This window comes from Chitinophaga nivalis (assembly GCF_025989125.1).
In the GTDB taxonomy this organism is placed as follows: domain Bacteria; phylum Bacteroidota; class Bacteroidia; order Chitinophagales; family Chitinophagaceae; genus Chitinophaga; species Chitinophaga nivalis.
This window is the reverse complement of record NZ_JAPDNR010000001.1, coordinates 1,113,317-1,127,171: the sequence shown is the minus strand read 5'-3', so window position 1 is coordinate 1,127,171 and position 13,855 is coordinate 1,113,317. Positions and strand designations below refer to the sequence as shown.

Annotated in this window: 6 protein-coding genes; all 6 read right to left on the bottom strand. The window is 45.4% G+C overall.

Going from position 1 to position 13,855, the window contains the following annotated elements; translation table 11 throughout:
* Positions 1 to 11: 11 nt before the first annotated feature.
* Positions 12 to 1,736 carry a SusD/RagB family nutrient-binding outer membrane lipoprotein gene (locus tag OL444_RS04645; RefSeq protein WP_264734399.1) on the bottom strand — a complete coding sequence of 575 codons (1,725 nt, stop codon included), beginning with the start codon at positions 1,734 to 1,736 and terminating at the stop codon, positions 12 to 14.
* A gap of 23 nt (positions 1,737 to 1,759) precedes the next feature.
* Positions 1,760 to 4,918, bottom strand: a complete 3,159-nt coding sequence (locus OL444_RS04640) for a SusC/RagA family TonB-linked outer membrane protein (protein WP_264734400.1) — start codon at positions 4,916 to 4,918, stop codon at positions 1,760 to 1,762.
* A 400-nt stretch (positions 4,919 to 5,318) separates the two neighbouring features.
* A complete protein-coding gene (locus OL444_RS04635) occupies positions 5,319 to 6,746 on the bottom strand; it encodes a RagB/SusD family nutrient uptake outer membrane protein (RefSeq protein WP_264734401.1) in 1,428 nt (475 codons plus the stop codon).
* A gap of 36 nt (positions 6,747 to 6,782) precedes the next feature.
* Positions 6,783 to 9,878 carry a SusC/RagA family TonB-linked outer membrane protein gene (locus OL444_RS04630; protein WP_264734402.1) on the bottom strand — a complete coding sequence of 1,032 codons (3,096 nt, stop codon included), beginning with the start codon at positions 9,876 to 9,878 and terminating at the stop codon, positions 6,783 to 6,785.
* A gap of 472 nt (positions 9,879 to 10,350) precedes the next feature.
* Positions 10,351 to 11,043 (bottom strand): IS1595 family transposase, encoded by a 693-nt coding sequence (locus OL444_RS04625; protein ID WP_264734403.1) that lies wholly within the window; start codon positions 11,041 to 11,043, stop codon positions 10,351 to 10,353.
* 304 nt (positions 11,044 to 11,347) lie between these two features.
* Positions 11,348 to 13,756, bottom strand: a complete 2,409-nt coding sequence (locus OL444_RS04620) for an efflux RND transporter permease subunit (RefSeq protein WP_264734404.1) — start codon at positions 13,754 to 13,756, stop codon at positions 11,348 to 11,350.
* Between the last annotated feature and the right edge of the window lie 99 nt (positions 13,757 to 13,855).

The window sequence follows — 13,855 nt, the reverse complement described above, 5'->3', positions numbered from 1 at the left end:
TTTAGTAAGTATTAGTTTTTATCCCAGAATACGCGGAAATTGGCCGGCTGTTTCTGCGGCGGTGCATTCTGATTCACGTTCAGATCCAGGTTGCTCCAGGGCAAAGACAACGGGAAGTCCCGGCTTTGCTGTACCGGAATAGCCGCCTGGTTGCCCGCGATAGTGGGATCTCCTTTTAGCGGCGGCTGTAAAAATCCGCCCGGGGCCATTGCCGGATCTCTCGGATTAAACAACACCGGATAGCCGGTACGTCTGTAATCCGTGTATTGATCCACACTGTTACCAAAACTGGAAATCCATTTCTGCGTCATAATAATTTCCAGTTGCCCGGCAGCAGGCTTTCCTTCATATTCCTGTATCACTTTATCAATGTAGCCGGATACACCGGTGTTGGCGGCGAGCAGTGGTACATTCTTTTGTTTGGAGGCAACCTGCACAACATAATCTACCTGGTTAAAGGATTCCTGTATGGCCTGTCTTAGCTTGGCTTTTGCATCTCCCGGCAACAGCCCTGCAAACTGTAGTTCGGCTTCAATATACAGCCGGTCTGCATAGGTGAGCATCCGGAAAGGTGCAGCGCCGGTAGCATCTGCGCCGGTTACTTCCATCGTATCTGCCTGATAACGGCCACCAACCGGATAAATACCAAAAATGGTCATAGACCCTCCCTGGCTAAAATCACGATTTACACTCACGGACCCGAAAGGAATACTAACGAAACTACTATCCCGGAAATCCGTCGAATTCTGCGCCTGCTCATCAAACTTCAACTGGCTGTAAAAATAATACCGTACCCGGGGGTCGGGGTTACCGGTAAATATCCTGTTGTTGTTTCCCCGCAGTATTTCGTAAAACCAGGGACTTTGATAATGCGAGCGCTGGGTAGCAAAATAATCATTGTAACCAGGGTTACGATCATCCGGAGTAGTACCCCGTCCGTATTGGAACATAAATCCCCCATCAATATCTTTAATCAGGCTGTCTTTTGCTATCAACGCCTTCACCTGGGCAGATACATCCTGTACCAGTCTTAACTGATTATACAGCTTTAATTTAATGGTATGCGCCAGACGTATCCACTTCTCTTTATCACCACCATAGAAAAGGTCATCTCCGGCAGGTACCAGCGAGTTGACAGCATTGGCATTGTTGATATTGCCGATTGCCTGATCCAGCAATGCGAATAACTGCGGATAGATTTCCGCCCCTTTATCGTATTTAGGATAACGAATACCCGCTGATAAAAATTTATTCGCCTGTGAATAGGGTACATCTCCAAATACATCTACATACTGACTGATCGCATAAGCCTTGATGATTTTTGCGATGCCCACATACACCATATTCCCGTTTTGTGTACCCTGTCCTATCAACACATCTATATTCTGCAAAGTTCCCAGCACATCTGATCCTACCTGTGCAGGGGCGCTGCTATACAGGCCGGTCCAGGAACCGGTAATGTTAATATCATTACCATCTGAACTGTACTGATCCTGATCTTCCCGTACGGTTACCTGATGCATATAAACAGAAAGCACTTCCGTTAATCCGCGGGCGCCACGATTATCATTGGTGAAACCCAATGCATAGGACAGTCCCTGTTCTGAAGACGTAAGCAAACGGTTTTCCGCAGTCTTCGCCGCATAGTTCGGATCCGTATTGATATCCAGAAAGTTCTTGGTACATGATACCGTTATTATCAGGATTCCTAAACATGTATATATTAGTCTTTTCATAATTTCCGGTTTTGGCTTTTTAATTAGAAACTCACTTTCAGGTTGATACCATAACGACGGGTAGTAGGAGCAGAAGACAGTTCTATACCCTGTGTAGTAGAATTACCGAAGCTGTTGGTTTCCGGATTAAAGTTGCTGTACTTGGGAAAATTAGGTGCTACGTACCATAAATTACGACCGGTAAGAGTGACGGTTAATCCACCTATCGGCGTTCTCTTGAAGAGAGTTTTAGGAAAATCATATCCCAGTGTCAATTCGCGGAAAGTATATACCGTCGCGTCGTATACGTTCCATTCCGTAGCGGAGTTGATACCAAAGGATTCTCCGAAATACATTTCAAACATACTGACATTGGTGGTGTTGGGAATTTTATTACCTCTGGCATCTCGAAGGGGCAGCCCTGTATTGGGATCACCATAATATCCGGGAATCACATAACCGGTTTCCCGGTTTCTGGTGTCTTTGGTCACCCCACGTCCCAGCAGGGAACTGTTGGTAACGGAGTACATATCGCCACCCTTCGTCAGATCAAACAATGCATTCAGGAAAAATCCCTTATAGTTGAAGGAGGTGTTGATACCTGTTTTAAAATCAGGATTGGGATCGCCGACCATCTGTTGTTCCGGATTCCTGATCAGCAGCCCTGTGGTAGGATTGATGAGCAGGTTACCTTCTTCATCGCGGTAGTCCACGGTACCTCTCAGGTAGCCGAAAGGTTTACCGGGTTCCAGGTAAGGCGACATGGTGTTCAGTACATTACTCAACGGAATACGCGTTACGCCGGGCAACAAAGACACCACTTCACTTACATTTTTGGTAAATACCCAGTGCAGGTTCCAGGTAAAATCCTTTGTTTTGATGGGCACTACGTTCAGATCTATTTCAATTCCCTTGTTGGATATCTTACCAAAGTTTTCATAATACTGGGTAAATCCGGAAGAAGCAGGTAAGGTAATCGGCGCAATCTGATTCGTGGAACTTCTGCTATACCACGCGAAGTCCAGGGCAATTCTTCTGTCGAAGAATTCGAGGGTTGTACCTACTTCCACATCCTGCGTAAATTCCGGTTTTAATTCCGGGTTGTTGGCTGTGGGTGATTGCACTACCCCGGAAACGCCCATAATAGGGTTATTCAGGCGGAAAATGTTCTGCAGGGAATATGGGTCTGCATCACGTCCTACTTTCGCCCAGCTGGCCCTTATTTTACCGAAATTCAGCACATGGCTTTCCATACCGAAGGCCTGCGTAAATATAAAGGAGCCGGATACACTGGGATAGAAATAGCTCCGGTTATTGGTAGGCAGGGTAGAAGACCAGTCATTTCTGCCGGTAACGGTTAAGAAAGCAAACTGTTTGTAAGCCAGTTCCAGATCGGCGAAGATACCCCACAAACGGCGCTGGGAAAAGGTGCTCAGGTTGGGTAGCAACGTTTTGATATTACCGATCGTATAAATACCCGGCGATACAATTTCGTTACCCAGTACAATCTGGTCGCGAGTCGTACGTTGGTTCACGTTATGCCCTACAATCGCCTTGAAATCAAAATCACGGTTCTTTAGTTTTGGCGTGATGATGGCCAGCAGGTTGGACTCAATTTCCTGGAACTGATAGTTATCTTCCACGATGCGGCCGAGTCCTTCTGCCGCACGCGAACCTATATCGGTTACCTCTCTTCTGAAAAGGGTATTGGTATTGGTTCCTATCTGATAGGAGAGGTTCAGCCAGTCCTTCACGCTATAGGCGAATTTAATACCCGCCACATAACGGTCTGTATTGGTTTTAACGGTATTGTGCCCAAAAGACCATAATGGGTTGTCAAACTGGTCGGTGAGGGGCGATACCGGATGTCCGTTTGCATCGGTAGTCGGCAATCCGGCAATATTCCAGTTTCTGGCCAGGAAGAGGTTACGGGCAAATGAAGAGGCAGAACCTTCTACCTGGTTCTCCCCAAACACGCCTCCCACCTGGTTGGACCGGGAATAGGAAAAGTTCGCGCTGATCGTTAAACCCATATCCAGTTTGGTTTGTCCACCCACGCTGATATTGGCGCGGTTGAAACTGGAGGAAGGCACATAACCGTCTTGCGACAGGTACGAAGCCGTGGTACTGATAGACGTTTTTTCATCGCCGCCATTGGCAGAAACGGAGTTTTCGAACAGCGATCCTGTTCTGAAAAGATCTTTTACGTTATTGGGATAGGGCCGGTAAGCCATTTTTCCAGAAGGGAAAAGCCCCGGGAACGCATTCACATAATCCGGCCAGGCGGGCACCGAATCAATAGACCCAAACTTAGGCCCCCAGGAGCCATTGGCATTGGCATATCTGAACCGGCTACCAGCTCCGAAATCATTCTGATAGCTTGGCAGACCTGCTACCTTTTCCATCGCATAGGAAGAAGAGTAGGTCACTTCCAGGCCTTTTTTAGAGCGGGCTGCGCTACCTGACTTAGTGGTAATCACCACAGCACCGTTGGAAGCCCTGGAACCATATAACGCAGCAGCGGCGGCGCCTTTCAGCACCGACATGGAAGCAATATCATTAGGATCGAGGGAAGACAAACCACTGGAATAGGCACCGCCACCGGATGTCTGGCTGGAAGTAGTTACCTGGTCGTTGTTATAGGGGATACCATCCACAATAATCAGCGGTTCATTGTTGCCAAAGAAGGAAGTATTACCCCGGACATTGATACGCGTGGAAGCACCGGGCGTACCCTGAGAAGTACGTATATCTACCCCCGCTACCTTTCCCTGCAGCCCTTTCAGCATGTCAGGTTCCGATTTTTGCAGAATGTCATCTGGTTTTACCTGTGTGAGGGAGTAGCCGAGTTGTTTTTCATTTCGTTTGATACCTACTGCCGTCACCACTATTTCGCCCAGTTGTTTTTTATCGGCTTCCAGGGCAATGTTTATCACATTGCCGGCACCTACTGCCACCTCTTTGCTCAGGTACCCCACGAAAGAGAATACCAGTACCGCATCGTTGGTAACATTGGGTATTTTGTAGCTACCATCACCGATGGTGAAAACACCTTTCGTAGTTCCTTTAATCACGACTGTTACACCGGGAAGCGCAGATCCGTCTTTTGCATCGCTTACTTTGCCGCTGACGGTCTTTGTTTGGGCTACTGCGGTTACACCGCTGCTGAGAATAAACAGCCATAGGAGTAGCGCTTTTTTCATAAGCAACTTAGTTTTGATTGACTGGAAAAAAGAAGTTAACCTCATTAAATTACAACTAAATCACACAAATGTTATCACAGACAGTTAAAATAATATCATATAATTTGATATTATTTGCTATATGATAAAATGGAAATATTTGTTAATTAACAAGTAGATAACAAGTAGATATCAGCAAAGATTAGTGGACAGACGACAACCGGCTATGTTATTTTTGATGCCGGATCCGGAAGAAGTGCGAAAAAAGATTTTTTCAACAGGGAAACTATGCAGCAGTAAATAAATCCGGCTGTATCAGACAGGAAAAACAAACGTTAAGGTATATACGAAAATATCGGGGTATAAAAAAAGGCGCTGTTTAAAACAGCGCCTTTTTATTGTTATGTAGTCATGCAAACAATTAGTTCGTCTGATACTTTGGATTCTGTACAATCTTCGGATTCGCATCGATTTCTGTCTGCGGAATCGGATAGATAGCGCGGTAGTCGTCTGCAACGATCTTAGCTGCTGTTAAGGCATCTTTATCACGTACAATACGTTCGCCGTTATGTCTGAAAATATCAAACATACGATGACCTTCACCCATCAGCTCTACGCTGCGCTCATATTCAATCTCTGCGTTAATGGCTTTGTCATCGTTGCTTTTAAATTCAGGCAGGCCGCGTTTTGCGCGCAGGGCATTGATATCAGCAACTGCTTCGGTTAATTTACCGGTTTGCGCGTAAGCCTCTGCACGATTCAGTAATACTTCACTGATTCTCAGAATTTTCACGTCGGCCAGACCCAGCATATTGATGGATTTATTGCCTTCCCATTTCATCAGATAGTTACTACCTAAATTTTTCACAAAAGCCAACCGGGCATCACTTGCCGGGATAGTTGCCACAAAAGCATCCTGCAGTCTCACATCACCATAACCACCCACTGCTTTAGGGACATAGATATATCCGAAGTTATTGGTACTGCGGTTATCATTGATGGTAAATTTCAGGCTGAAAATATCCTCTGGTGTCGCATCATTTTTCTGATAGGCTGCTACCAGTTCATTGGCTTCATACAGTTTGTATCTGCTAATCAATTTGGATGATTCTGTAATAACATCCTCGTATTTAGCCATGTACAGGTATACGCGGGAAAGCAATGCAGTAGCAGCATCTTTATTACCACGGAATACCTTGCTGGTTCCTGCAGCTGATTCCGGCGCCAGGTCACGGGCTTTTAACAGATCACTAATGATCGCATCATAGGTAGCTTTCAGTGTAGCTCTGCCTGGTTTGATACCAATCGGACCATCCGGCACTTCTGTTACGATAGGAATACCGCTATTAGGCTGATCCAGGATCGCTTTTCCTGCATTGCTGGCAGGAATCCGGCAATATCTTCTGGCCACGTCAAACTGGGCCAGTGCACGCAGAAAGTAAGCTTCTCCCTGATAAGGTTTGGTGTTGTCATTGGAGGGCAGCTTGCTGATCACAATGTTCGCCTGGTTAATAGCCCGGTAAGCATTCAGCCAGGTATTGGGCTGTGAAGTAACACCTGTAGGCGTAGCGGTATAGGTAAACTCCGTTTTGAATCTGCCGGAACCACCACTGATTACTTTCACATTATCACCACCAACATCATTCAGGACCAGAAAATCACGGCCATAATATTCCAATGCCTGTAAACGCTCGTAAATACCGTTGGTCAGTATACGTACATTCTGTTCATTGATCACCACATTTCCTTCCTTTGAATCGGCAGGTTGTTGGTCCAGCTTTTTACAGGAGTTAAATGAAAGTACTCCTAAGGAAGCCAGCGCCAGTATAGAAATTTTTGACTTTGTCATAATTACACACGCATTAATTAGTTAATAATCTTCCGCTTAGAAACCTACGTTTACACCAATAGTGAATATGCGGGAAGTTGGGTAGCGGAAGAAATCATCACCACCGTTGTTACCAGGTGAAGTCACCGCGGTAGGAGCAATCGGGTTGGTGTTGATATCCGGATCCCATCCTTTATAGCTGGTCAGCGTAAACAGGTTTTCTGCCTGCAGGAACACTCTCACCTGTTGCATTTTCACTCTTTCCAGTGCATTTTTAGGCAAAGTATAACCTACCGTCAGGTTTCTGATTCTGGCGTAGGAAACATCTTCCAACCAGCGGGAAGACAGTGATTCAGATTGCGTATCCACATTCCACATCAGTTTAGGCTTGGAGGCGATATCGCCTTTCTGCTGCCACCTGTCTTTCATCGCGTCTTTAGCAACATTACCTGCAGTATTCAGACCATCGCTTTCCAGGTCAATACGGCTTACGTTGTAAGCTTTGTTCCCCCAGCTGAAAGTGATCAGTAAGGACAAATCAAAATCTTTGTAAGTCAGTTTGTTGGTGAAACCACCGGTGATTTTCGGCAGTGCGCTACCGGCATATTTCCGGGGAGCTTCTGCGTAGTTTTTGGTAGTCTTGCCATCAGCAGTTTCCCACATAGCAGCACCATCTATCGGATCTACACCCGCCCAGATAGGCATGTACCAGGTACCAAACTCACGTCCTACTTCAATACGTTGTCTTTTCTGGGAAATGAACTGTTGTCCTTCACCCAGGGCCAGTACTTTGTTTTTCAGCGTAGCAAAGTTCAGGTCGGTCGTCCACTGGAAGTCTTTGGTTTTAACCGGAATACCACCAATCGCAATTTCAAAACCCTGGTTCATCATACGACCAACGTTGTAGTTGATGGTAGGGAAACCAGTAGTCATGGATAATGGTAACTCCATTAACAACGCAGAAGAGCGTTTGTCATAGAAGCCCAATGATCCGTATAAACGTCTGCCAAACACACTGAAATCAACACCTACGTCAAACAGGTTCTGTTTTTCCCAGCTTAAGCGTGGATTCGCAGGCTGAATGGCAACAGGCGCCGGTTCATCATTGTAAGTACCGGTAAAGCCATACAGCTGAGCAAAAGGATAGTCACCCAGGCCTTCTGCGTTACCCATGATACCGTAGCTGGTACGTACTTTCAGGTCATTTAACCAGGTAATGGATTTGGCAAATTCCTCTTCTGTCACGCGCCATGCGAGTGCACCGGAGTAGAAGTTACCATAACGGCTGTCTTTAGGGAAACGGGAAGAACCATCTCTTCTGAAGCTACCGCTTACAAAGTATTTGGATTTATAGTCGTAGTCAACTTTTGCCAGCATACCGTGGAAAGCATAGCTATACTCGTTACCAATGATGCTCTGCATGTTGGCACCTACGGAAGGCACCTGCAGGGAGTTGTCAGAAAATCCTTTTTTGGCAGCACCGCTGTAAACACGGTTCTGGAAGGAATATTCATTCCCTACCAGCACGCTCAGACCATGGTCTTTATTGAAAGTGGTGGTGTAAGTCAGTAATTGCTGTGTGGTATACAGACCGAAGTTGGTGCTGTAGTTCTGTAACAGACCGTTGTAGATACGGCCATCGTAGGTATTCGGGCCTCTCCATTGTTTTTCACGGATGTTGGTGAGTTCCGCATTTCCTTTCACAACCAGGCGTAAACCTTCAATGATATTGTAACCCAATGCCAGGTTCATATTCATCGTGGTGTTATTGTTTCTGCCGTAGTTGTTTTCCACTGCGTGCAGGAAGTTACCACCGGTTAATACTGGTCTTAATGTTCTTGGAATAGAAGACAGCGGGGCCCAGTCATCCATACCTGGCTGGCCGGGCAGGTAACCATTGTATATATCACCATTGGCATCACGGGCAGGAATAAACGGTACGTTACTCATGGCACCCAGCAAAGGAGACGTATAGGTAGCACCGTTATTGGCGTTGTACTGATCAGAATAGGAACCGCTCATTTTAGCGCTCAGATCCAGTTTATCAGAGAATTTATGGTCTACGTTCAAACGGCCGGCATAACGGGAGAAGCTACTACCGATCAGGATACCTTCCTGTTTGAAATATTCACCTGAAGCGTAGAACTGCGTTTTTTCATTACCACCGCTTCCGGAAATAGCATAATTCTGCGTTCTACCGGTACGGAAAGCTTCTTTACCCCAGTCTGTATCGTAGTTTGCCAGATAATCCGGGCGGGCGTTTTTCACATCCTGCTCAGTAAATACAGGCGTACCGGTTCCTGGATCAATCGCATTACGCATAGCCAGCCGCTGATAATCCAGTAACTCACGGGAGTTCATCATCGGGATTTTTTTCGCCAGATTCTGGAAACCGTATTTACCGGAGAAGTTGATTTTGCTTTGTCCTTTTTTACCGCTTTTGGTAGTAATAACGATTACACCGTTAGAACCTCTTGAACCATACAGCGCAGTAGCAGCTGCATCTTTCAGGATGGTGATGTTCTCGATATCTGCCGGGTTCAGGCTGGAAATCACATCCTGGGTAGGGGTATTCTGGGTAAAGTCACCAGAAGACATAATGATACCGTCCAATACATAGATAGGTGCGTTGCTGGCAGAAATAGATCCTACCCCTCTCACACGTACTTCTGTTTTAGCACCTGGCTGACCAGAGTTGGTAGAAACAGAGATACCAGGAGCATTACCCTGCAGCATCTGGTTTACATCCGGTAAAGCCACGTTGTTGATCTTTGCACCGGAAACAGTAGAAGCAGCAATGGTGGAGCTTTTCTTCTTTTCAATGGTATAACCGGTAACGATTACTTCTTCCAGGTTTTTGGAATCTACCTTCAGTTTAATGTTTAAGGTAGCGTTGGTACCTACTGCCACTTCTTTGGCATCATAACCAATAAAGGATACCAGGAGCGTAGCATTGTCTGCTACCTGTACACTGAAAGTTCCGTCCGGGTTGGTGGTAACGCCCTTGGTAGTGCCTTTGATCTGGATGTTGGCACCAGGGATGGCCGTGCCGTCACCGGCATCGGTCACTTTCCCCGTTACAGTGCGGCTTTGCGCAAAGACCTGTCCGCCCAGCAATAGCACGGACAAGAGGAGAAATAAAACTTTCCTCATAAGCATGATTTTGTTTCCGTAATTTATTGTAACCGTAAATAATTAGTCTTCAAGGCTATTCACCTTGATTGATTTCCGTTAATAGTCGGTAAAATTTGTAGAGAGAAAGACTTCAGGTTAATTGTATAGTATATAGGTATACGTTGACAATATGTAAAAAATTCACTCCAAATATTGCAATTCATTCAATAAATCGACAAGATAAGTTGTAAAAGTTATCCTCACAAGCAGTTTCCTTAGCAAAATTTCAACCGGGCACCAAATATAAACTAATTTAACAAAAAATTAAGCTTGTAATTTTCCCTATAACATTTAGATAACACTCTTTTAACTTTTCGTTAACATATTACATAAAAAGTGCGGTCATAATTCACTGATAACAAAACAAGCGGTAAGATTACCGCCTGTACTCATCAACCAAAATCTAAATCGAGAATAATAAATAGCCCGCCGAAGCGGGCAAAAACGAAGGTCAGGAAAGGGTGAGCGGGTACACCTTCAACAATTCCAGCAATACCAGGTAAAGGTCTTCATTACGGTGATTAAACCTGTACTCGCATTCTTTCAAATGCAGGTAAGCCGTGTTGCGGTTCAGCCCCTTGAATTTAGCCAGCCGGTGCTTTGTAAGCCCCCAGAAAGCATCTACATCATCCATCTGATGGGTATCAGACGACTGGCTGCCCAAACGGTACAACCGGTACTGTCCCAGGTCCACCACCCCATTGTACTTCCGTAAACGTTCCGATACCCCCACAGTCTCCAATACGGAACGACCCCGGGTGGCGGCATGAATCATGGAACGACTTACATCTGGTAAAATTTCGGTGTGTAACCGGTCAGCAGATCTGCAGATGCCAAAAATAACTGGCTTAATAATCCGGTCTACTTCCGGTTTTACAGCCACCAGCGTACCGCTGTCGTGGTCTGTAAAAGGCTCACTGTGCCGATTGTCGTAGGCAACGACAGGAGCTGGCACAGGATGCTGCGTTTCGCAGTAACGGGCTATCTGGTGTCGAAGCTTTTTCAGGTAGCTGTTAATAGTTACCCTGCTTACACCGCTGATATTCGCTATCTGGGTCGCAGTGAGATCATCGGCGAACAGCCGCAGGATCTCCTTAAATTTGCGCTCAGATAAATGAGCGCCCTTTAAGTACTTGTTTTTCATGAACTAGTGTGGTTAGAATGGCATTATAAACCTCATACTTTTTTGTTATAAAGCGTCACCCTTTTTTACAAGCGGTGAAAAAGGTATTTGAATGCTTTCCACTAGATTATTTCACCCCCCTTTTTTGTCCATTCAAGCTAAAAAATTGGCTAAAAAAAAGAATTACAAATCACACATTTGGAATCCTGCGTTTTAAAGCAGGTACAAGCGGTCTATCTTTTCAGATATATGCCCCGCATAATCATCGATTCCTGATGTGTAATCTGTAATTCTCTTTATACAGTTTCCCCTTGCAGGAACACTGCTATTCTTTATCGCTGATACCTAATTTAGCGATCTCTATATCTTCTTCTTCATCCAATGTATTCCACAGCTCTTTCTTCTTCGCCTTCTTCAGCAACGCCTTCTCCATCCATAACAGCAACGCCGGCAGAATCGTCAGGTTGGTAATCATGGCTACGATCAAAGTAAGGGAAGTTAACCAACCCAATGCTTTGGTACCACCGAATCCGGAAAAACTGAAAATCATAAATCCGGCAAACAGAATCAGGGAAGTATAAATAATACTCAATCCGGTTTCATGAATGGTTTGTTTCACCGTAGCACTGATATCATCCCCATGCCGCGGCAATTCCTGTTTAAAGTTCACCAGGAAACGGATGGTAACGTCAATGGCTATCCCAAGCGCTACACTGAATACCAATACTGTAGATGGCTTTAAAGCTACACCCAGCCATCCCATTACACCGGCAGTAACTACCAGCGGTATAATATTCGGAATCAAAGAAATCAGCAGCATCCTCCAGGAACGGAACAGGTACAGCATACAACCCATGATCAGCACAAATGCCAGCAGAATACTCTCTGTAAGCCCATTGATAATAAACCGGGTTCCTTCCTGGAATATCACACTGGTACCGGTAAAGGTTACCTTATAATGGGCGGTATCGAATATGGCCGTCACTTTAGGTCGCAATGAATCCATCAGTACCGGCAGGCGCTGTGATCCCACATCTTTCATATTTACACTCAACCGTGCTACCTGTTTGGTACTATCCATATAAGAAGATACCAGCTTGGAGAAGGTAGAAGTAGCCGGCGCACTGCCTGCCCCCTTCATCCGCAGATAAGGCGCCAGGAATCCCAGGTCAAACTGGTTGGGCACCGCATAATTGGAGCTGTCTCCGTTATAGTAAGCCTGCTTGGCAAATTTAATACCTTCCACTACCGATAAAGGACGACCAAAATCAGGCTGCGCACTGATCAGCGCCGTCAGTTCATCCAGCTTATTCAACGTTTGCAGGTTGATAACACCATTCTTTCTTTTGGTATCCACCGCTATTTCCAGCGGCATTACGCCTTTAAAATTCTTCTCAAAGAATTTTAGGTCCGTAAACAGCTTATCTGTTTTCGGAATATCGTCCAGCATGTAACCAACAGACTTCAAGCGGCCCATACCTACAATCGCCAGTACCAGCAACACTACACTCACACCATATACCCACGGCCGGTATTTAAATACCAGCATCGTCAGGAAATCCAGCATCTTCCCAAAGAAACCATCACCTGCATGGGAGGTATGTTTGGTTTTAGGTGCCGGTAAATAACTCAATACAGAAGGCAAAAAGATGAAGGAGATCAGGAAGATGAACATAATGTTCAACCCTGCTACTACACCAAATTCTTTCAGGATAGCACTATTGGTAAAACAAAACACACCAAAACCAATGGCAGCGGTGATATTGGTAAACAGGGTTACGATCCCCATCCGTTGTATCATACGTACCAGTGCCCTGGTTTTATTACCGTGCTTCGCGTATTCCGTATGGTATTTACTGAGGAAGTACACACAGTTGGGAATACCAATCACGACTATTAAAGAAGGGATAAGCCCCGTCAGCAATGTAATTTTATACCCCATCAATACGATGGTAGCCACCGACCATACCACGCCAATAGCCACTACGATCATGGACATCAATACGGCGCCCAGGGAACGGAAGAAAAGGAATAATATCAATCCGGTTAACAGGAAAGATATTTTCAGGAACAATTTCAACTCATCAGCCACCTTAACGGCCATGACTGTACGAATAAGCGGCAATCCGCTCAGTCTTACTTCTGTATGGTGTTTTTCTTCAAATGCTTTCGCCAGTTTGGTAATCTGCGCTACAACAGCAGTACGTTTGGGAGAATTAAAAACATCCTTGTTTACATAGATAGCCATCAGGTAAGCATGGGTATCCGGGTTGAACAGCAACCCTTTGTAAAAAGGAAGCCGGTTAAAAATACCGGCTAAACTGTCGATGGTGGCCTGGCTCTCCAGGTTCCCCTTGAACAGCAATCCGGCTTCCAGTTTCTGTGTACTGTCATTCTTCACCAGATTCACGGCCATCGGCACACTCATGATATTTTCTACAGCAGATACCTCTTTGATATCTTTATTCAGCTGCACATAATCACGGAAAAAATCTTCCTGGAAAAATTTATCGGTCTGTACACCCAGCACCAGCGTGTTACCATCTGCACCAAACTTGTTCTTAAACTCCTGGAATTCAAGATATCTGGGGTTGTCATGCGGTATGGTAGCCACATAGTCGTAAGACATCTGTACCTTACTGGCAAAGTATGCCATTACTCCCGTACTGATGAGCAATAGAACAAGAAGTGATAATCGGTATTTTAGCACAAAGCCGGCTAAACGTTGCCACATAAGGATCTGCGATTTAGTAAATGCCGTAAAGGTAAATAAAAATAGCTATTGCCCGGTAGTATTCAGGGACTGCGCCCATCGCTGATTATATACAGCTTT

Bases quoted from the DNA above. Each gene is read 5' to 3' on its own strand.
- OL444_RS04620 (WP_264734404.1), bottom strand. From the start codon at position 13,756: ATGTGGCAACGTTTAGCCGGCTTTGTGCTAAAATACCGATTATCACTT.
- OL444_RS04640 (WP_264734400.1), bottom strand. From the start codon at position 4,918: ATGAAAAAAGCGCTACTCCTATGGCTGTTTATTCTCAGCAGCGGTGTA.
- OL444_RS04630 (WP_264734402.1), bottom strand. From the start codon at position 9,878: ATGAGGAAAGTTTTATTTCTCCTCTTGTCCGTGCTATTGCTGGGCGGA.
- OL444_RS04625 (WP_264734403.1), bottom strand. From the start codon at position 11,043: ATGAAAAACAAGTACTTAAAGGGCGCTCATTTATCTGAGCGCAAATTT.
- OL444_RS04635 (WP_264734401.1), bottom strand. From the start codon at position 6,746: ATGACAAAGTCAAAAATTTCTATACTGGCGCTGGCTTCCTTAGGAGTA.
- OL444_RS04645 (WP_264734399.1), bottom strand. From the start codon at position 1,736: ATGAAAAGACTAATATATACATGTTTAGGAATCCTGATAATAACGGTA.